Below are 19,105 nucleotides of genomic sequence, written 5' to 3' on the forward strand. Positions count from 1 at the left end.
CTGAATCGTAGTTGAACTAATCTAGGATCGTGTCACTGTTAGCTCCACTTAAATAGTGTGGGGCTATTACAGTGACTAGATATCAGATAAAATAGTATAGAAGGTGTAAAAAAATGAGGGCAATATTTATAGAAAGAAGCGAAGACATATTAAGAATAGCTATTAAAGAAAACAGTGAATTAACTGAGTGTTTTGTAGAAGAAGAAACTAAAGAACCATTACCAGGAGAAATTTACAAAGGGATAGTTAAGAGTATAGTTCCGGCTATTAAATGTGCCTTTGTAGATATAGGGTATGAGAAAAATGCTTTTATGAGCTTAAGTAGAGAAGTGAGACTTAAGCAAGGGGATGAAATAGTAGTAGAAGTAATAAAGGAAGCTATTGGAGATAAAGGGCCAAAGGTTATTATGGACTTTTCATTGCCTGGGAAATATTCAGTTATAAACTCTAAAGGAAAAGGGATAAATATTTCTAAAAGAATAGAAAATGAAAATAGAAAAGCTGAATTGCTTAAAAATATAAAATCTTTTGAAGATGCAGCAATTACAATAAGAACAAGTGGAGCTTATTGTGAAATAGAGAGTATAATAAATGAATTAGATGAACTATACGAAGAGTATAAAACAATAAAACAAAAAGCAAAGTATCATAAAAATCCTCAAAAACTATATGGTGATAATCCATTATTACATAAAATCTTAAGAGATAAGATGGATAAAAAAACTAAGAAGATATATGTAAATAAAGAAGATGATTATAAAGTTGTTTTGAAGTATCTAGAGGAAAAACAAGATATTCAGGTTGAACTATATGATCAAAAAAGAACTTTATTTGATTTCTATGGAATAGAGAGGGAAATACTTTCCTTAAGACATAATAAAGTGAGCCTTAATTGCGGTGGATATATAGTTATAGATAAGACAGAAGCTATGCATGTTATAGATGTAAACTCTGGAAAAAACACTAAGGGCAAAAATCGTGAAAAAACTGGAGAAGAAACCAATAAGGAAGCAGCAAAAGAAATTGCAAGACAGATAAGAGTAAGAAATCTAGCGGGTATAATCCTTATAGATTTTATAGATATAACAAGCGAAGAGTCTAAAAAAGAAATTTTAGATATTTTAAGAAGTGAACTTGAGAGTGATAAAAATAGAACTCAAGTATTTCCCTTTACGGAGCTTAATTTAGTCCAAATATCTAGGAAAAGAAGTGGCAGAAGTATATTCGACATGATTGAAGAGAAGTGTTTAACCTGCAATGGTATGGGAGAAAGACTGGCACTTTCTTATGTAAGTATATTAATAAGAAATGATATAATAAAGTTTAATGGAGAGAACTCTATTAGTGATTTTTATATACAAATAAACTCTCAATATGAATCTTTAATAAAAGAAGATTTATTTAAGTTTTTAACTAAAATTGAAGCATTAGATTGCAACATCTACATAAACTATGTAGATGAAGTTGAATATTTCAAAGTTGAGCCTCTTTTATTTAAAAATCAGATAGAGAATGTAGAAAAATATTTAATTACCCTATAATATAAGATTAAATGTCCAATATTATGAAAACTTTTCTTTACAAAGTATAAGCTATATGATAGAATTTCATAGTAACCGCACATAACAGGTTTTTAATTAAAACAAAGTTAAATCTTTGTACCTAAAATGGCGAGACCGTAATGAGGAGGTGTTTTTAATGTACGCAGTATTAACTACAGGGGGAAAACAATACAGAGTTCAAGAAGGAGACGTTCTATTCGTTGAAAAATTGAATGCTGAAGTTGACTCAACAGTTGAATTTAACGAAATCTTAGTTGTATCTAACAACGGTGAAGTTAAAGTTGGTAAACCAGTGGTTGAAGGTGCAAAGGTTGTAGCTAAAGTATTAGCTCAAGGAAAAGCAAAGAAAGTTGTAGTTTTCAAGTATAAACCAAAAAAAGACTACAGAAGAAAAGCTGGACACAGACAACCTTACACTAAGATCCAAGTTGAAAAGATCGAAGCTTAATTATGATTAAAGTAGTAATTAAATTTCAAGATGATAATATAATTGCAGTTGATATAAAAGGTCATGCTGTTAGAGATGCTGAAGCTGTTATAATAGGTGAAGCTTATGATATGGTATGTAATTCTGTATCTGTACTTTCTCAAAGTTTACTTATAGGCTTAGAGAGTGTACTAAAAATAAATTGTAGTTATGAAATCTATGATGGATACATAAGCTTAGATTTAAGCGACATAGAGAAAGAGGAATTATTAAAGGCACAAGTGCTTTTGAAGACCTTTGAACTTAGCTTAGAAAGTATAATGATATCCTTAGAACAAAGTTTTGGAAAAAATAAACGTGATAAATATATATTTCTTTTAAAAGAGGAGGTGTAACACCATGTTAATAATGAACCTTCAATTGTTTGCTCATAAAAAAGGAGTAGGTAGCTCTAAGAACGGTAGAGATTCTGAATCTAAAAGATTAGGAGTTAAATCAGCAGATGGTCAATTTGTTTTAGCTGGAAACATCATAGTTAGACAAAGAGGAACTAAAATCCATCCAGGTACAAATGTTGGAAGAGGTAAAGATGATACTCTTTTTGCAAAAGCTGATGGACTTGTTAAATTCGAAAGAGTGGGTAAAGATAAGAAAAAAGTTTCTGTTTACCCAGTACAGGTTGAAGAGATAGCTGAATAATTTACTCAGTAGCAAAGCACCCTAAGTTAGGGTGCTTTTTTAAATTTATTACAAAAGTAGCTTAAGAAAAAAATAAGTTAATTGTAACTCTTATGTATTTGCAAAATAAATTTCCATGTTGTAATATTTAAGAGATTAATAAAAAAATACCTGTTAATAATATATATAGAAAATAAGGTAAGGTGATTATATGTTTATAGATACAGCCAAAGTTTTTCTAAAATCTGGTGACGGTGGAAATGGTTCTATATCTTTTAGAAGAGAAAAGTATGTTCCTCTAGGTGGACCAGATGGAGGAGACGGTGGAGACGGCGGAGACATAACATTTGTAGTAGATACCAATATGACTACTCTTTTAGACTTTAAATATAGTAGAAAGTTTATAGCTGAAAGAGGCGTTAATGGTTCGGGTTCTAAATGTTATGGAAAAGATGGAGAGGATTTAATAATTAAGGTTCCAATGGGAACTATTATTAGAGACGTAGAAACTAATAAAATTATGGTAGACCTTTCTCATCCTGGAGATTCTTATAAAATCTGTAGGGGCGGAAAAGGTGGAAAAGGTAATGCTAAATTTGCAACACCTACAAGACAAGCGCCTAACTTTGCAGAACCTGGAATGCCAGGTGAAGAAAGATGGGTATTATTAGAACTTAAACTTTTAGCAGATGTAGGTTTATTAGGATTCCCTAATGTAGGAAAATCAACATTGCTTTCAATAGTTTCTAAAGCTAGACCAAAGATAGCTAACTATCATTTCACAACTTTAAAACCTAATTTAGGTGTAGTTAGTGTACCGGGAATAGAACCATTTGTTATGGCAGATATACCAGGGATAATTGAAGGAGCTTCAGAAGGTGTAGGCCTAGGAATAAAATTCTTAAGACACATAGAAAGAACAAGACTACTTATACATGTAGTAGACATATCAGGAGTTGAAGGAAGAGATCCTATGGAAGACTTCCTAAAGATAAATGAAGAACTTAAAAAATATTCTATAAAACTTTGGGATAGACCTCAAATCGTTGTGGCAAACAAAGCAGATATGTTATACGATGAAGAAGTATATACACAGTTTAAACAAAAGCTAAATGAAATGGGATATGATAAAGTATTTAAAATGTCAGCTGCTACTAATACTGGAGTAGAAGAGGTTATAAAAGAAGCTGCGAGAATGCTTCAAAATATTCCAGTTATGGAACTTGAAATCTCTAAAGAAGACATGTATGTACAAGAAGAAAGAAGATTTACTTATGAGATTAGAGTTGAAGAAGGCGAAGAAAACGAAGATGGTAACAAGGTAAATGTCTATGTAATAGAAGGTAGCTTCGTAGATAGACTATTAACTGCTGTTAATGTTAATGATGCAGACTCGTTAAGATATTTCCACAAAGTTTTGAAAAATAAAGGAATTTTAGATGAACTTAGAGAAATGGGAATAGAGGATGGAGACTTCGTTAGACTTAATGACTTTGAATTTGAATACTTAATGTAATAAGAAGGGATGATTTTATGATAACTAGTAAGCAAAGAGCTTATTTAAGATCTCTTGCAAATAATATAGATCCTATATTCCAAATAGGTAAAAATGGTATAGAAGAAACCTTTATAAAACAGGTTGAAGATGCCTTAGAAGCAAGAGAATTAATAAAGATAAAAGTACTTGAAAACTCAGGATTAGAGACAAGGGAAGCCTCTGACATAATATGTGAAAAAGTAGGATGTGAAGGCGTTCAGGCTATAGGCAGTAAATTGGTACTTTACAAACAAAGTACTAAAAAACCTAAGATAGAGTTAAAGACAAAATAATGAAGAAAATTGGTATATTGGGGGGGACTTTTGATCCTCCTCATAATGGCCATATATATATCGCAGAACAAGCCTACAAAAGATTAAAACTAGACAAAATTATATTTATGCCTGCCGGAAGTCCTCCTCACAAAACTCATAAACAAATTACAGATGAAAATATAAGATATAAAATGGTTAAGCTTATTACAAAAGGTTACCCTTATTTTGATGTAAGTGATTACGAAATAAGCAAGGGTGGATTAAGCTATACTTATCTTACATTAAAACATTTAAATGAAGTAAATAAAGATTGTAAGTTTTATTTCATAGCTGGTGCAGATAGCTTACTTCAGTTAAATAACTGGAGAAATGTACAGGGAATATTGGATAATGCTGCCTTAGTGGTGTTTGGTAGACCTGGTTTTCCTAAAGAGAAATTATTAGAAGAGAAAAAGAAAGTTGAAGAAAAATACAATCATGATATTATATATTTGGACTTATTAGAATTAAATATATCGTCTTCTCAAATAAGGGAAGAAATAGAAAATGGGTTGCCTATACCTGATGAAGTGTTAACAGAAGAGGTAAGGGAGTATATTGGATATATGGGATTATATAAGGAGAGATAATTATGTGGAGTAATGAAGAGATACTAGAATATCTTAAAGAGAATTTAAAAGAGAGTAGATACGAACACACACTAGGTGTAGTTAAGACAGCTAAAGCATTAGCAAAAATAAATGGTGTTGAAGAAGAAAAAGCAGAACTTGCAGCTTTAATTCATGATAGTGCTAAAAATATGCACATTAATTCTATGAAGAAGATGCTAGAGGAGAATTTTGAACAAATAGATGATATAGAAGAAAAAACACCTCAGCTTTTACATGGAAAAGTTGCAGCGATTATAGGTAAAAATATAATGGGCATTGAAGATGAAGAAGTATTAAGTGCAGCAGCTTATCATACAACAGGTAAAGGAAATATGACGCTATTAGAAAAGATAATATATATAGCTGATTATATAGAGCCTAACAGGGTTTATCCTGGCGTTGAAGAGTTAAGAAAATTAACTTTTGAAGACTTGGATAAAGGTGTGATAGTGGGATTAAATAATACCATAAATTATATTTTAAAACAAGGTGGACTTATTCATCCTAATACTATAGAGGCTAGGAATTATCTTATCATCAATGGTAAGGGAGGCTTAGAATAGTATGGATAACGGTGAAGAATATAGAAACAAAAAGAAAAAAGCCTACTACGAAAAACAAAGAAAAAGACGATTGATGATTATGAGTGGTGTATTGACTGCAATAATAGCAGCAATTGTTTTTACTGTTATTTACTTTTATAATTTCTTTGGAAAATTTAGTACAGATGGGGTTTCAGTAGCTCCAAATGAAGTAAAGGCAAAAGAGCCTGTTAATATACTTGTACTTGGATTAGACATAGGAGATGTTAATCAAAAGGATAATGAAAGCATAAAGAGAACGGATACTATTATGGTGCTTCATTATGAACCTAAAAATAATGCAGCAAGTCTTATTTCAGTTCCTAGAGATATGTTAATAAAGGTTAATAAAAAAAATAATAAGATAAATGCTGCTTACGCTATAGGAGGAGAAAAACTCATACAAAGCGAGGTAGAAAAACTTATAGAAGCAGATATTAACTATATTGTAAAAATAGATTATGAAGGATTTAGAGCTCTGGTAGATGCTGTTGGCGGAGTTGAAATGTATATTGAAAGAAATATGTATTACGATGACGATGCGCAAGATCTTCATATTAGATTCAATAAAGGTGAAACTGTTCTTTTGGATGGTAAAAAGGCAGAAGAATTCTTTAGATGGAGAAAAAACAATGATGGAACAGGTTTTGCAAATGGGGACCTAGATAGAATAGAAAATCAGCATAAGTTCATAAATAAGCTTATAGAAAAATGTACATCACCAGCTATAATTACAAACATAAAAGGAATACTAGATGTGTTGCCTGCTTATGTTAAAACTAATATGTCACCAAGTAAGATTATATCTTATGGTTTAGGGCTTAAAGATTTAGATAAAAGCAATGTAACTACAGCTACTTTACAAGGAGATCTTAAAACTATAGGGGGAGCCTCCTATGTGGTATACAATAGAAATATGAATATTGAAACCCTTGGATTACTAAGTGGATCAGAGGCTAGTAATGGCACTATAAAGAAGAAAAACTTAAGGATAAATATCTTAAATGGAACTAGAATTACAGGATTAGCATCAAGGATGTCGGAAAATTTAAAAACAAAAGGTTACAGTGCTATAGACACAGGTAATACTCAAGAAAGAAGCAAAACTATTATAAAAACTAATAATAAGGAAATGGGAAAGCTTATAGTAGAGGATTTAGGAACTGGAACCATTCAAGATTTAGATGATAATCCTCAAGGATATGATGCAGTAATATTAATAGGAAGCGACTATAAAGAATAGATTTATTAAGGAGCAAAAATGAGTAAGATACAAAAGACAGTACCAGCTGAGTATGATAAACGAAAAATTAGAGAATATTTAAAAGAAGATTTAGGTTTATCAACAAGGCTAATAAGAGGGGCTGCTTTAGATAAACGAATATTAGTAAATAAAAAAGCAGTAAAAATGAACTATATGATATCAGAAGGTGAACATATAGTAATTATATTAGATAAAGAAGAGAGCCAAAATATAGAACCGGAAAAAATGGATTTAGATATTGTATATGAAGACGAGGATATTATAGTAATCAATAAAAAGCCATATATGGTGGTGCATCCTACTAAAAGTCATTTTAATGGGACCTTATCTAATGGAGTTATGTATTACTTTAAAGAAACGGGACAAAATTCTATTGTTAGACTTGTAAGCAGACTAGATATGAATACATCAGGACTTATAATTATTGCTAAAAATCAATTTGCACACATGCAGCTCTCTAAAGAGATGAGAGAAGAGCATTTTCAAAAAAGATACTTAGCTTTAGTTCATGGTAACTTAAAAGAAAGAGAAGGTACCATAAATAAACCTATTTATAGAGAAAGTGATGATGTAATAAAGAGAGTGGTAGACCCTAGAGGACAGGAAAGCATAACTCACTATAAGGTTTTGGAAAGATATGAAAATGCTGACCTAGTAGAATGTCTTTTAGAAACAGGAAGGACTCATCAGATAAGAGTTCACCTAAGTTATTTAGGAAACCCTATTTATGGAGATTTTCTATATGGGGAAGAGGAAGATGAATTAATACCAAGGCAGGCTCTTCATGCATACGGATTAGACTTCTATAGTCCTAGAACAAGAGAGAAATTGAGTTTAAGAGCAGAAATGCCTGAGGATATGAAAGAACTTATAGAAAAAATTAAAAAATAGAGCATTTGCTTTTTTGCAAATGCTCTATTTTCTCATCTTCTTATTAAATATATTAGGATATTTTGCCTTAAGTTTTTTTCTCTTAATATGATTTTTATATTTGAGAAGAAAAAGAATTCCTAAAAAACTGCCTACTGATAAAATTACAGGAAGTGAATTTTTGTTTAAAATACTTTCCTTTACTGTTGTAGTTACTGGTTTAACTTCTCTATCTTCTCCAGAAGCTAAAGGAAGAGCTATGTAATTTTCGTTGTTTACTTTTACTTCAGAATTTAAAATAACCTCTCCTCTTTTAAAAGAAGTTTTAGATAAATCTTTAGTTTCGCTTTCAACTTTAGAGTTTACATTTTTTTCTTGTCCTTTATCAGTAACGTAATAAACATCTTGAGTAGCTAATAAAGGGATTGTAGTATCCTTATCAACTTCATAACTTGAAACTTCTTGACCTTTAGAATAAAGTTTTACTAAGCTGAAATTATTAAATCCATATTCATATAAATCTTTTGCGTTTAGAAAAAAGGAATTTTTAATATCAGAACGCATAAAAGTAGCTATTAATCTTTGACCGTCCTTTTCAGCTACAGAAGTATAAGAATGTTTAGCGTCTATGGTATAGCCAGTTTTACCAGTAAGAGCATAAGGATAATAATACATACTATTTTTTCTTATAAGACTATTTTTGTTATCCGCCCATTTTTTCTCACCATTTATATTAGATGGAGGAAATTCATAAACAGCCGCTTGAGAAATTTCTAAATAATGAGGTGTTTTAGCAGCTTCTCTAGTAATTAAAGCTAAATCATAAGGAGTAGTTTTATGATTTTCATCATAAAGACCAGATGGATTAGTAAAATGGGAGTTATTAGCTCCTATTTCTTTAGCTTTTTTATTCATCATTTCAGCAAAACCTTCCACTGATCCTCCTACATATTCAGCTAAAGCTACAGCACAGTCATTACCTGAAAGTAGAAGCATGGCATGAAGTAAATCATTTACAGTGAAAACTTCTCCCTCAATCAAACCAAGTCTAGTTCCATCAACTGCTGGAGGATTTTTACCTATAGTTACTTTTGCATTTAAATCAGCATTTTCTAAAACAACTAAAGCAGTCATTACTTTTGTAGTTGATGCTGGAGCTAAAGATTCATTAGGGTTTTTTGAGTACAATAGCTTTCCGGTAGCAGCATCCATTAAAACAGCACCTTCAGAATCAACATTAGGAACTTGAGCGGCTTTTGCAGGATTTCCTAAAAAAATAGTGAAAAAAAACATTAATGCAATAAAATAAACAAATCTTTTCATTTTATCCCCCGTCGGTTAATATCATTTAAAAATAAGTATAACAAATTATTAAACATATTTCTATATTATGTTTAAATTATGTCAATAATCATAAAGTGAAACTTAGCTTCAGAGGGAGTTTTAATCTCCCACTGAAGGTTAGTTGAACTTATCTAGGGTCGTGCCACTGTTATGTCTCACTTTCGCCTTTAGGCCAGATGGGAGTGTTACAGTGGCTAGACATCAGATAAATAAATGAAAGATCTAGTATAAAAGTTGGAGGTCTTATGAGAATTAGAAAAAAAGAAAAGATTATTGGAATAGGAATACTTGTAACTCTATTAGTAGTTATAGGCGGGTTTTATTATTATATAAATAGACCAAAGCCCCTAACTAATGAAGAGATTGAAAATATGTTTGTTGAGGAAAGTACACAAGATAAAGAGGTTAAAACTCAAGAAAAGGTAACTCAGACTGAATCCATAGTTGTAGAAATAAAAGGGGAAGTTAAAAATCCAGAAGTATACACATTGAAAAAAGGAGCTATAATAAAAAACTTAATTGAAGAAGCTGGTGGACTTACTGAAAAAGGAGATACCTCAGCTATTAACCTTGCAAAAGAACTCCAAAACCATGAATGTATAGTGGTTGGGAATATAGATGATAAAAGCGTTCAAGCTCAAAGTGTATCAGTATCCGGAACAGGTGGACAGAGTACTTCCAAAACAGATGGGAAGATTAACTTAAATTCTGCTACTGAAGCTGAATTAGACACTCTTCCAGGAGTAGGTAAGGTTATGGCAGGAAAGATAATTGAATATAGGGAGAAAAATGGTGGATTTAAAGACATAGAGGAACTTAAAAATATAGATAGGGTTGGAGAAGCTACCTTCGAAAAGTTAAAGGATAAAATAAGTATTTAGAAATAACAAATAATTAATATAAAAAATAGTAGAATATGTATAAATAGTATATTAAAATTATAACTATAATATATAAGGGGGAAGGTTTCATGGATATACTTATTAACGTTGGATTAAGCTTTCTTTTTGGAATAGTTGGAATAGCAATAATGCTTATAGGTTATATACTATTTGATAAAGTTATAAAGGCTGATTTTGATAAAGAATTAGAAAATGGTAACATAGCGGTAGCTATTGTTGTAGCAGGAGTACTTATTGCAATAGGAATAATAGTTTCTCAAGTTATAGCTTAATAAAATCAGCGTATTCTATATAAGAATGCGCTGATTTTATTAAATAAGCAATAATATTATCAAGTGTAAACATTTAAATAGTGATAGAAAATTAATATTTATATAAAAATATTAAATAATTCATAAAAAGAGAAAATACCTATTGCATATAGCCTTACTATATATTATAGTTATAAACATAAACTAAATAAAACTTTTTTGTTTCTTATCGTGAGAGGTGGAGGGACTGGCCCTATGAAACCCAGCAACCAACATAAATTCCATTTAATTTATGCATGGTGCTAATTCCTGCAGCTATTTTTTAGCTGATAGATGAGAGGATAGATTTCTAGGGCTGTTATTATCGCGCGGAGTTTATTCTCTAGCGCTTTTTTTATTGCAATCGATGGCTTAAAAGTCGGCGTGGCGATATTTTTAACTTTACCTAGGTATAACAATTTGGAGGAAATAAATGATAGAAATAAAAGGCTTAAGCAAAAGTTTCCATGGAGCAGAAGTATTAAAAGATATACACCTTAAAATTCAAGAAGGCGAGATTTATGGGATTATAGGACATTCAGGAGCAGGAAAATCAACTCTCCTAAGATGCATAAATGGACTAGAAACCTATGATTCAGGTAGTTTAGAAGTTATGGGGCAAGAAGTAGCTGAACTATCTCCTAAAGGATTAAGAGAATTTAGAAAAGATTTGGGGATGATATTTCAAGGATTTAATTTGTTACAAACAAAAACAGTCTTTGATAATGTTGCATTACCTTTAGAAGTATGGGGCTACAATAAGCAAGATATAAAGGAAAAAGTATATAAATTATTAGATTTAGTTGGACTTATAGAAAAAGAAAAAAGTAAGCCAGCAAGTTTAAGCGGTGGTCAAAAGCAAAGAGTAGCAATTGCTAGAGCTTTAGTTTTGGAACCAAAGATACTTTTATGTGATGAAGCAACCTCAGCACTAGATCCTAAAATGACAAAAGATATATTATCTTTATTATTAAAGATAAATAAGGAACTAGGAATAACAATAGTTGTAGTAACACATCAGATGGAAGTTGTTAAAGAAATATGTGAAAAAGTTGCTTTAATTGAAGGTGGAGTAATTAGAGCAGAAGGAAATGCAGAAGAATTATTCTTACGTCCAGGCTTGAGCCTTAAAAAGTTTTTAGGTGATGAGGAAGAAGAAACACTTCCAGAAACAGGAGTAAATATAAGATTATATTTCCCTAAAGATTTAAGTGAGAATTCAATAATAACTGCAATGGCAAGAGAATTAAATATAGACTTCTCAATTGTATGGGGCAAACTTGAAAAGTTTAGAGATGATGTTTTAGGAAGTCTTGTTATAAACATCAAAGAAGAATATAAAGATATAGCAATAAATTATCTAAAATCTAAAGATATAATCTGGGAGGTGCTATAGGATGTGGAATGATATATTACTTAAAGCTATAAATGAAACACTAATAATGGTTTTTGTTTCAACATTCTTTGCTGTACTCATAGGATTTATACCAGCGGTAGTATTAATTCTTACTGCACCAGATGGGTTAAAACCTAACAGTATTATATATAAGACTTTAGATATAATAGTAAATGTCTTAAGAAGTATACCATTTATAATTTTGATGGTAGTAGTTGTTCCTATTACAAAATCAATAGTAGGAACTAGTATAGGAATCAAGGGGGCAATTGTTCCATTAACTATAGCGGCTGCACCTTTTGTAGCTAGAGTACTAGAATCTTCCTTAAGAGAAGTTGATAGAGGAGTAATAGAAGCTGCAAAATCATTTGGAGCCACAAACTCACAAATAATATTTAAAGTTATGCTAAAAGAGGCCATGCCTAGTATAATTTTAGGAATAACACTAACAATAATAAGTATAGTAGGATACTCAGCAATGGCAGGAGCTGTTGGTGGAGGTGGACTTGGAGCTGCAGCAATCCAATATGGATATAACAGATTCCGAGGAGATGTAATGTTTTATACTGTATTAATTTTAATTGTATTTGTTCAAGGATTACAGTCTTTGGGGAATTATATTTATAAAAAGAAAACAAAATAAAAAATTAGGGGGTTCTTAATATGAAAAGAAAAGGATTATTATCAATATTATTAGTAGGGGCATTAGCATTTAGCTTAACTGCATGCGGAAAAAAAGAAGATAAAACTATAAAAATAGGTGTTACACCAGTACCACACGAAGAAATAGTTAATGAAATTAAACCATTAGTAGAAGCAAAAGGTTACAAACTTGAGATTATAGAATTTAATGATTACGTTACTCCAAACACTGCTTTAGCAGAAAAAGAATTAGATGCAAACTTCTTCCAACACGTACCGTATTTAGAAGAAACAAATAAGGAAAAAGGACTAGACCTAACTTGGGTAGCGAAAATCCATATAGAACCAATGGGTCTATACTCTAAAAAAGTTACAAAATTTGCTGATATAAAAGATGGAGCAAACATAGCTATACCTAATGATGCTTCAAATGGATCAAGAGCACTTAAATTATTAGCAGATAACGGATTATTTAAAGTTAAAGACGCTGAATTAATATCTCCAGCTGATATAACAGAAAATCCTAAAAATATAAAAATAACTGAATTAGATGCAGCTCAACTTCCAAGAACTCTAGATGACGCGAAAGTTGATGCCGCTGTTATAAATACAAACTATGCACTAGATGCAGGCTTAAATCCAGTAAAAGATGCTCTAGTAATAGAATCAAAAGATTCACCATATGCTAATGTTTTAGCTGTAAGAAAAGGTGATGAAGAAACTGAAAAAACTAAAATATTAAAAGAAGCATTAACTTCTTCAGATGTTAAGACATTTATAGAAAAGAAATATGATGGATCAATAGTTCCAGCATTTTAATAACTAGAAATACAAAAAGCTATCATGAATTTAATTTGTGCACCTTGTTGCTGTAGAGGCTGCTCCTAAAGCCTCATTAAATTCATTATTTATAAAATATAAGACTGAAACTAGGAACCGCTTCTACCGCAACCTTACTGCTGTAGAAGCGGTTCTCAGCTTTATTAAATTATTATGTTTAATAAGACTCTAATCTGTAGGAGTCTTTTCTCAGTTTCATAAAAGTCATTTTAATTGATAATTATGTTTAATAAGAAGTTAAGCACCTATAATCTGTAGGAGTCGCTTCTCAGACTCCATTAAAATCCTTTTAACTTCTAATCTGTAGAGCCCGTTCCTCAGGGCTCATTAAAATCCTTTTAAAACTTATGTTTAATAAGAAGTTAAGTACTTAAATAGAAAAGTAGAAAATTAGAAAAATAGAAAAGTAGAAAAATAGAAAAGTAGTTTCTTCTAAGAAAATGTAGTCAATTATTAAAAAATAAATTTTAAAAAGTGTTATTTGAGAGAAGTTAAGGTAATTCCCTATAAAAATAAGCTCTTGATAAGACGTTTAAGATGTTTGAAAAATTTGTGCAGGATATAAAAACGCTAAAGCGGGAATAAAAATAATGTCGAGAGAAATAACATAATATAATTATTAAATAATATTGATTATTAATATCAACTATGATAGAATAAAATCATAGAAATTAAGAAACACGGAGGATTTTAATTATGAAACATGAATTACCAAAACTAAAATATGAATATAACGCGTTAGAGCCATATATAGACGAAACAACAATGACTATACACCATACTAAACATCATGCTACTTATATAAACAATTTAAATGCAGCACTAGAAAAATATCCAGATCTTCAAGAAAAATCAGTTGAGGATTTAGTTAAAGACTTAAATGCTGTACCAGAAGACATAAGAACTGCTGTAAGAAATAATGGTGGAGGTCACTATAATCATTCGCTTTTCTGGCAACTTATGGGTCCTAATAAAGGTGGTAACCCAACAGGAGATTTAGGAAAAGCTATTGATGATAAATTTGGAAGCTTTGATAAATTTAAAGAGGAATTTGGCAAGGCAGCTGCTACAAGGTTTGGTAGTGGATGGGCTTGGTTAATTGTAAATAAAAACAATGAGTTAGAAGTAGTATCAACAGCTAATCAAGACACTCCAGTAAGTGATGGAGCTAAGCCTGTATTAGCATTAGATGTATGGGAACATGCATATTACTTAAAATATCAAAATAGAAGACCAGATTATGTTGGATCTTGGTGGAGCGTAGTTGATTGGGATTACGCAGCAGAATTATATAAAAATGCAATAAAGTAAAGTTATTTCTTTCCCTTAAAAAGTCCCCTTTTACTACCTAAGTTTTATACTTAGGTAGTTTTTTATTTACATTAAGGTTAACTTTATTTACATAAAAAGCTTTTTATAGTATATTAAAAGAATGTTATGAAGTGGAGGTATAAATATGGACAATAACGAGGGAATTGTTAAGGAAGTTGCTAAAGAAGAAAACAGTAATAAAAAGAATGGTGAAATAGGTTTCTTTGGAAGATTAATAATATCTATAGCAGATCAAACTATAGTGGCATTTTTAGCATTTATATTATTTTTTATAGTTAGTTTAATTTTAAAGGTAATAGGATATAAGATTGTCGTTGAGATAGGGATATATTTCTTCACATATGTTACTTCAAATATACTATATTACACAATTACAAAAAATAGCTTAGGAAGAACATTAGGAGAAAAAATATTTAATGTTCAATAAACTTACGGAGGAAAATCTAATAGATGAAAAAAGGTAGTGAAATAACCTTAACGATAGAAAAAACTGAATTCCCATCTAAAGGAATTGGATACTTAGAAGGAAAAAAGATATATTCTAAAAATTCTTTTCCAGGGCAAGTGATTAGGGGAAAAGTTACTAAAAAGAAACAAGAGTATGGAGAAATAAAACCTCTAGAGGTTGTTGAGAAAGCTCCTTATGAAATTGAGGCTAGATGTTCAGTATTCAATATATGTGGAGGATGTTCTTCACAAAATCTTAATTATGAAAAGCAACTAGAGCTTAAAAAGGAAGAAGTTAAAGAGTTATTCCTTGATGCAGAAGTAGACATGGGAGAATTCTTAGGAATAGAAGGAAGTCCAGATCAATGGAAATACAGAAATAAAATGGAGTTTACTTTTGGCGACGAGGAAAAAGGGGGAGAACTAACCCTTGGAATGCATATAAAAGGAAAACCGTTTGGAATTGTAAATGTAGATGTTTGTGAGATAGTTGATGAGGATTTTAGAGAGATTTTAAAAGCAACTGTTGAATATTTTAGAGGCAAAGATCTTCCTTATTATAGAGTAATGAAAAGAGAAGGATATCTAAGACATCTTGTAATAAGAAAAGCTTTTGCTACTGAAGAAATAATGGTTAACTTAGTTACAACAACTCAAATAGATTTTTCTTTAGATGAGTATGTTGAACTTATAAAATCATTAAATTATAAAGGTAAATTAAAATCAGTACTTCATACAGAAAATAACTCCTTTTCTGATGCAGTTATACCTGAAAAAGTTAATTTATTGTATGGAGAAGACCATATAACAGAAAATCTTTTAGGGCTTAAGTTTAAAATATCACCTTTTTCATTTTTCCAAACTAACTCTAAAGGTGCTGAGAAGTTATATTCTCTTGTGAGAGATTTTATGGGAAGTGGAGAAGATAAAGTAGTTTTTGACCTATATTGTGGCACAGGAACTATAGGACAGATAACAGCTCCTAAAGCTAAAAAGGTTAGAGGAATAGAGCTAATCGAGGAAGCTGTAGTTGCTGCTAATGAAAATGCTAAACTAAATGGATTAGATAACTGTGAGTTTATAGCTGGAGATGTAGCTAAAGTAATAACACAGTTAAAAGATAAACCAGATATAATAATATTAGATCCTCCAAGAAGTGGAGTACATCCAGTTGCACTTAAATATGTAGTGGATTTTAAAGCTCAGGATATTATATATGTAAGTTGTAACCCTAAAACTTTAGTTGATGATTTAAAATATTTAATAGCTTCTGGATATAAAGTTCAAAAGACTTTATGTATGGATATGTTTCCTAACACGCCACATTGCGAGACTATAGTGAAGTTAGTTAAGAAGTAGATAATAAGCTATGTCTTATATTAAAAGTAAAAATAGTAAAAGATTTTAAAAATCCTCCAAGCCATAAGGTTTGGAGGATTTTTATATGAAAAAATCTCCACATATTTAAGAAAATTATATACTTTTAAAATATATAACTATTAAAAAATAATAATTATTTGATATAGTTTATAATAAGTAAATATGATAAAATTTTAATATAAGATGATGAACTTTTTAGTCAACTAGGTTGGGGGAGGAGAATAATGGAGAGTTCTAAGCCGAAAATATTAATAGTAGAAGAATCAGAAGGTAGTGAATCAGAGGTTTACTTATCAAAGGATTTATATGATGTTAATGAAGCAGATAATTTAGAAAGTATACTTAAATTAAGTAATTTATATTCTCTAGATCTTATTTTATTGGATTTGACTATGGTGAGCTTAAATGGATATGAGCTTTTAGAAGAATTAAAGTTTATAAATCAAGTTAAAGATATACCAGTTATTTTAATAACTGAAAAAAGTGATGAGAATTTACATAAAGGCTTTGAGCTAGGAGCGGTAGACTATGTAGTTAAACCTATAAACTCAATCCTTTTAAATGCTAGAATTAAAAATAATATAATTGTAAGACAATCACAAAATTTTCTTAAAGATAAAAATAAGTATCTTGAAATGGAAATAGATAGACGTACTAAAGAGGTTGCTTTAATACAAGAGGTTTCAATTATGGCAATGGCGTCTTTGGCAGAAACAAGGGACAACGAAACTGGTAAGCATATATTAAGAACAAAGCTTTATGTTAACGAATTAGCTAATTTACTTAGTAAAGATGAAAAATATAAAAATTATTTAACTAAAGAAACTATAGATCTTATGGTTGCATCTTCTCCATTACATGATATAGGGAAGGTTGGTATTCCAGATGATATTTTGTTAAAAGCGGGACCTCTTACAAAAGAAGAATTTGAGATTATGAAGACTCATACTATGATTGGAAAAGAAGCAATAGTAAGAGCTGAAAGGATATTAAATAAACCAGAAACCTTCTTAAAGTTAGCTAAGGAAATCGCTCACTACCACCATGAAAAATGGAATGGTAGAGGATATCCAGAGGGATTAGCTGGTGAAGACATCCCTATTTCTGCAAGAATTATGGCAGTTGCGGACGTGTATGATGCATTAACAAGTAAGCGAGTTTATAAAGAAGCTTTTTCTCATGATGAATCGGTGGAGATAATTTTAAATGATAGTGGTATACATTTTGATCCAGGAGTAGTAGAGGCCTTTATACAATTAAAGGACAAGTTTAAAACTATTGGAGAGAGATGTAGAGATTAAAAAATGAGAAAATCCTTCTAGGTCTTAAAGGGCTTAGAAGGATTTTTATAACAATATTGAGAGGAGAATAAAAGTGAAAGTATTATATGGTACAACTAATCCAGCAAAGATTCAATATATGAAGGAAATTCTTAAAGGATTAGATATAGAGATTGTTGGATTAAAGGATGTAGATTTAGACATAGGAAGTGTAGAAGAAGTAGGTAATAGTCCATTAGAAAATGCAAGGATAAAAGCTATCAATTATTCTAAATATGTTGATATGCCTGTATTCTCCTGTGACACAGGATTATATATTAAGGGACTTGAAGTAAATAAACAACCTGGAGTTTATGTTAGGAGAATAGATGGAGAAGAATTAAGTGATGAAGAAATGATAACATATTATAGCCATCTTGCAGAAAGTTTAGGAGGACAAGTTGCTGCTAAATATATGAATGCTATATGTTTAGTGGTAAATGGAAGTAAAATTTATGAGTATGATGGAGAAGATATAGCTTCAAGGGAATTTATAATAACTAAAGATCCTCATAATATTAGAACTAAGGGATTTCCTTTAGACTCAATATCTATAGACATGAAAACTAAAAAATATTTTGTTGAATTAGATGAAGAGAATGATGATGAATACATAGAAACTAACACAGATGCATATAGGAGTTTTTTTAGAACATCGTTAAAAATAAAACAAAGTTATTGACAAAATAGACAAAGTGGTCTAAAATTTAATTAAAGGAGAGATCTTATGGTAAAACTTACAAAAGGAGAACAATCTAAAAATAGAATAATAGAGTGTGCTGCAAATCTCTTTATTGTGAAAGGCTATAATGCAACAGGCGTTAATGATATCTTAGAATTAACTAAATTGCCAAAGGGATCGTTTTATTTTCACTTTGCTAGTAAAAAAGCATTAGCTATTGAGGTATCAAAGTATTTTGATGAGAAAATAAATGGATGGGTAGAAAATCTTTCTAAAAAAAAAGATTGGAAGGAATTTATAGATTCTTTACTTAACGAGATGATTAGAGGTGCAGAAGTGGATAAACATTTTGGATGTCCATTTGCCGTACTTGGGTTAGAAATAGCATTTTCTGAACCTGAAATATCAGACTATTATTTAGAGGCTATGAAAAAACTTATAGATAATTTCAAGAATATCTTTATATTTTCAGGATTAGATGCATTTAGGGCGGATGATTTAGCAAATAAAGCTTTTTCAATATATGAAGGTTACTTAGTGTATTATAGAATAAGTAAGGATATTGATGTGCTAAAAAGAATGAAGACAGATCTAAAAGAATTGTATTAATTAATAAAGATTATAAAAGTAAAATTTTATAATCTAATTTTTAAAAATAAAAATAGACAAATAAGTCTATTAGTAATT

22 protein-coding genes and 1 riboswitch are annotated in these 19,105 nt (G+C 30.4%); of the genes, 21 read left to right on the forward strand and 1 reads right to left on the reverse strand.

Features of this window, described 5'->3' with window-relative positions; genetic code table 11:
- Window positions 1-113: 113 nt before the first annotated feature.
- The 10 genes from BUA92_RS07040 (at window position 114) to BUA92_RS07085 (ending at window position 7,865) form a co-directional block, all read left to right on the forward strand.
- Window positions 114-1,541 (forward strand): Rne/Rng family ribonuclease, encoded by a 1,428-nt coding sequence (locus BUA92_RS07040; RefSeq protein ID WP_073018165.1) that lies wholly within the window; start codon window positions 114-116, stop codon window positions 1,539-1,541.
- A gap of 157 nt (window positions 1,542-1,698) precedes the next feature.
- Window positions 1,699-2,010 (forward strand): 50S ribosomal protein L21, encoded by a 312-nt coding sequence (rplU, locus tag BUA92_RS07045; protein WP_021800629.1) that lies wholly within the window; start codon window positions 1,699-1,701, stop codon window positions 2,008-2,010.
- 2 nt (window positions 2,011-2,012) lie between these two features.
- On the forward strand, window positions 2,013-2,384 hold the full coding sequence (locus tag BUA92_RS07050) for a ribosomal-processing cysteine protease Prp (RefSeq protein ID WP_021800630.1): 372 nt from the start codon (window positions 2,013-2,015) through the stop codon (window positions 2,382-2,384).
- A 4-nt stretch (window positions 2,385-2,388) separates the two neighbouring features.
- Window positions 2,389-2,688 carry a 50S ribosomal protein L27 gene (gene rpmA / locus BUA92_RS07055; RefSeq protein ID WP_021800631.1) on the forward strand — a complete coding sequence of 100 codons (300 nt, stop codon included), beginning with the start codon at window positions 2,389-2,391 and terminating at the stop codon, window positions 2,686-2,688.
- A 190-nt stretch (window positions 2,689-2,878) separates the two neighbouring features.
- Window positions 2,879-4,183 carry a GTPase ObgE gene (obgE, locus tag BUA92_RS07060; protein ID WP_073018167.1) on the forward strand — a complete coding sequence of 435 codons (1,305 nt, stop codon included), beginning with the start codon at window positions 2,879-2,881 and terminating at the stop codon, window positions 4,181-4,183.
- Window positions 4,184-4,200: 17 nt separating this feature from the next.
- The gene (yhbY, locus tag BUA92_RS07065; protein WP_073018169.1) at window positions 4,201-4,497 is read left to right on the forward strand and encodes a ribosome assembly RNA-binding protein YhbY; all 297 of its coding nucleotides are present in this window, start codon (window positions 4,201-4,203) and stop codon (window positions 4,495-4,497) included.
- Entirely contained in the window at window positions 4,497-5,108 is a 612-nt protein-coding gene (nadD, locus tag BUA92_RS07070; protein WP_073018172.1) for a nicotinate-nucleotide adenylyltransferase, read from the forward strand. Before yhbY ends, nadD begins: the two co-directional genes overlap by 1 nt.
- Window positions 5,109-5,110: 2 nt before the next feature.
- Entirely contained in the window at window positions 5,111-5,692 is a 582-nt protein-coding gene (gene yqeK / locus BUA92_RS07075) for a bis(5'-nucleosyl)-tetraphosphatase (symmetrical) YqeK (protein ID WP_073018174.1), read from the forward strand.
- 1 nt (window position 5,693) lies between these two features.
- The gene (locus tag BUA92_RS07080; protein WP_073018176.1) at window positions 5,694-6,953 is read left to right on the forward strand and encodes an LCP family protein; all 1,260 of its coding nucleotides are present in this window, start codon (window positions 5,694-5,696) and stop codon (window positions 6,951-6,953) included.
- An 18-nt stretch (window positions 6,954-6,971) separates the two neighbouring features.
- Window positions 6,972-7,865, forward strand: a complete 894-nt coding sequence (locus tag BUA92_RS07085; RefSeq protein WP_073018178.1) for an RluA family pseudouridine synthase — start codon at window positions 6,972-6,974, stop codon at window positions 7,863-7,865.
- Between the two features lie 24 nt (window positions 7,866-7,889).
- Here the strand turns inward: BUA92_RS07085 and BUA92_RS07090 are convergent, their stop codons facing one another.
- Window positions 7,890-9,167 (reverse strand): D-alanyl-D-alanine carboxypeptidase family protein, encoded by a 1,278-nt coding sequence (locus BUA92_RS07090; protein ID WP_073018180.1) that lies wholly within the window; start codon window positions 9,165-9,167, stop codon window positions 7,890-7,892.
- Window positions 9,168-9,433: 266 nt separating this feature from the next.
- Between BUA92_RS07090 and BUA92_RS07095 the strand changes: the two genes are divergently transcribed.
- The 11 genes from BUA92_RS07095 to BUA92_RS07145 all read left to right on the forward strand — a co-directional run bounded on the left by BUA92_RS07095 (window position 9,434) and on the right by BUA92_RS07145 (window position 19,027).
- Window positions 9,434-10,069, forward strand: coding sequence for a ComEA family DNA-binding protein (locus tag BUA92_RS07095; RefSeq protein WP_073018182.1), 636 nt, complete (start codon window positions 9,434-9,436; stop codon window positions 10,067-10,069).
- 89 nt (window positions 10,070-10,158) lie between these two features.
- The gene (locus BUA92_RS07100) at window positions 10,159-10,362 is read left to right on the forward strand and encodes a DUF350 domain-containing protein (RefSeq protein ID WP_073018184.1); all 204 of its coding nucleotides are present in this window, start codon (window positions 10,159-10,161) and stop codon (window positions 10,360-10,362) included.
- 202 nt (window positions 10,363-10,564) lie between these two features.
- Window positions 10,565-10,681, forward strand: a riboswitch (SAM riboswitch).
- Window positions 10,682-10,813: 132 nt separating this feature from the next.
- Complete coding sequence (locus BUA92_RS07105; RefSeq protein WP_073018186.1) at window positions 10,814-11,776, forward strand: methionine ABC transporter ATP-binding protein; 963 nt, start codon at window positions 10,814-10,816, stop codon at window positions 11,774-11,776.
- Window position 11,777: 1 nt separating this feature from the next.
- Window positions 11,778-12,419 carry a methionine ABC transporter permease gene (locus BUA92_RS07110; RefSeq protein WP_073018188.1) on the forward strand — a complete coding sequence of 214 codons (642 nt, stop codon included), beginning with the start codon at window positions 11,778-11,780 and terminating at the stop codon, window positions 12,417-12,419.
- Window positions 12,420-12,439: 20 nt separating this feature from the next.
- Window positions 12,440-13,237 carry a MetQ/NlpA family ABC transporter substrate-binding protein gene (locus BUA92_RS07115; RefSeq protein ID WP_073018190.1) on the forward strand — a complete coding sequence of 266 codons (798 nt, stop codon included), beginning with the start codon at window positions 12,440-12,442 and terminating at the stop codon, window positions 13,235-13,237.
- Between the two features lie 717 nt (window positions 13,238-13,954).
- The gene (locus tag BUA92_RS07120) at window positions 13,955-14,569 is read left to right on the forward strand and encodes a superoxide dismutase (RefSeq protein WP_073018192.1); all 615 of its coding nucleotides are present in this window, start codon (window positions 13,955-13,957) and stop codon (window positions 14,567-14,569) included.
- 145 nt (window positions 14,570-14,714) lie between these two features.
- On the forward strand, window positions 14,715-15,017 hold the full coding sequence (locus BUA92_RS07125; protein ID WP_073018195.1) for a hypothetical protein: 303 nt from the start codon (window positions 14,715-14,717) through the stop codon (window positions 15,015-15,017).
- 23 nt (window positions 15,018-15,040) lie between these two features.
- Window positions 15,041-16,396: a 23S rRNA (uracil(1939)-C(5))-methyltransferase RlmD gene (gene rlmD / locus BUA92_RS07130; protein ID WP_073018197.1), complete on the forward strand. Its 1,356-nt coding sequence runs from the start codon at window positions 15,041-15,043 to the stop codon at window positions 16,394-16,396.
- Window positions 16,397-16,641: 245 nt separating this feature from the next.
- Window positions 16,642-17,718 carry an HD-GYP domain-containing protein gene (locus tag BUA92_RS07135; protein WP_073018199.1) on the forward strand — a complete coding sequence of 359 codons (1,077 nt, stop codon included), beginning with the start codon at window positions 16,642-16,644 and terminating at the stop codon, window positions 17,716-17,718.
- A 73-nt stretch (window positions 17,719-17,791) separates the two neighbouring features.
- Window positions 17,792-18,418, forward strand: coding sequence for a non-canonical purine NTP pyrophosphatase (locus BUA92_RS07140; protein WP_073018201.1), 627 nt, complete (start codon window positions 17,792-17,794; stop codon window positions 18,416-18,418).
- 45 nt (window positions 18,419-18,463) lie between these two features.
- Complete coding sequence (locus tag BUA92_RS07145) at window positions 18,464-19,027, forward strand: TetR/AcrR family transcriptional regulator (RefSeq protein ID WP_073018203.1); 564 nt, start codon at window positions 18,464-18,466, stop codon at window positions 19,025-19,027.
- Window positions 19,028-19,105: the final 78 nt, after the last annotated feature.

This window comes from Clostridium intestinale DSM 6191, from assembly GCF_900130055.1.
Lineage (GTDB): Bacteria > Bacillota > Clostridia > Clostridiales > Clostridiaceae > Clostridium_T > Clostridium_T intestinale.

Coding starts and splice junctions, on each gene's coding strand:
- BUA92_RS07120 (WP_073018192.1), top strand. CDS start 13,955: ATGAAACATGAATTACCAAAACTAAAATATGAATATAACGCGTTAGAG.
- BUA92_RS07090 (WP_073018180.1), bottom strand. CDS start 9,167: ATGAAAAGATTTGTTTATTTTATTGCATTAATGTTTTTTTTCACTATT.
- BUA92_RS07115 (WP_073018190.1), top strand. CDS start 12,440: ATGAAAAGAAAAGGATTATTATCAATATTATTAGTAGGGGCATTAGCA.
- nadD (WP_073018172.1), top strand. CDS start 4,497: ATGAAGAAAATTGGTATATTGGGGGGGACTTTTGATCCTCCTCATAAT.
- BUA92_RS07080 (WP_073018176.1), top strand. CDS start 5,694: ATGGATAACGGTGAAGAATATAGAAACAAAAAGAAAAAAGCCTACTAC.
- BUA92_RS07135 (WP_073018199.1), top strand. CDS start 16,642: ATGGAGAGTTCTAAGCCGAAAATATTAATAGTAGAAGAATCAGAAGGT.
- BUA92_RS07105 (WP_073018186.1), top strand. CDS start 10,814: ATGATAGAAATAAAAGGCTTAAGCAAAAGTTTCCATGGAGCAGAAGTA.
- BUA92_RS07050 (WP_021800630.1), top strand. CDS start 2,013: ATGATTAAAGTAGTAATTAAATTTCAAGATGATAATATAATTGCAGTT.
- yhbY (WP_073018169.1), top strand. CDS start 4,201: ATGATAACTAGTAAGCAAAGAGCTTATTTAAGATCTCTTGCAAATAAT.
- BUA92_RS07095 (WP_073018182.1), top strand. CDS start 9,434: ATGAGAATTAGAAAAAAAGAAAAGATTATTGGAATAGGAATACTTGTA.
- BUA92_RS07100 (WP_073018184.1), top strand. CDS start 10,159: ATGGATATACTTATTAACGTTGGATTAAGCTTTCTTTTTGGAATAGTT.
- rplU (WP_021800629.1), top strand. CDS start 1,699: ATGTACGCAGTATTAACTACAGGGGGAAAACAATACAGAGTTCAAGAA.
- yqeK (WP_073018174.1), top strand. CDS start 5,111: ATGTGGAGTAATGAAGAGATACTAGAATATCTTAAAGAGAATTTAAAA.
- rlmD (WP_073018197.1), top strand. CDS start 15,041: ATGAAAAAAGGTAGTGAAATAACCTTAACGATAGAAAAAACTGAATTC.
- BUA92_RS07110 (WP_073018188.1), top strand. CDS start 11,778: ATGTGGAATGATATATTACTTAAAGCTATAAATGAAACACTAATAATG.
- obgE (WP_073018167.1), top strand. CDS start 2,879: ATGTTTATAGATACAGCCAAAGTTTTTCTAAAATCTGGTGACGGTGGA.
- rpmA (WP_021800631.1), top strand. CDS start 2,389: ATGTTAATAATGAACCTTCAATTGTTTGCTCATAAAAAAGGAGTAGGT.
- BUA92_RS07125 (WP_073018195.1), top strand. CDS start 14,715: ATGGACAATAACGAGGGAATTGTTAAGGAAGTTGCTAAAGAAGAAAAC.
- BUA92_RS07085 (WP_073018178.1), top strand. CDS start 6,972: ATGAGTAAGATACAAAAGACAGTACCAGCTGAGTATGATAAACGAAAA.
- BUA92_RS07040 (WP_073018165.1), top strand. CDS start 114: ATGAGGGCAATATTTATAGAAAGAAGCGAAGACATATTAAGAATAGCT.
- BUA92_RS07145 (WP_073018203.1), top strand. CDS start 18,464: ATGGTAAAACTTACAAAAGGAGAACAATCTAAAAATAGAATAATAGAG.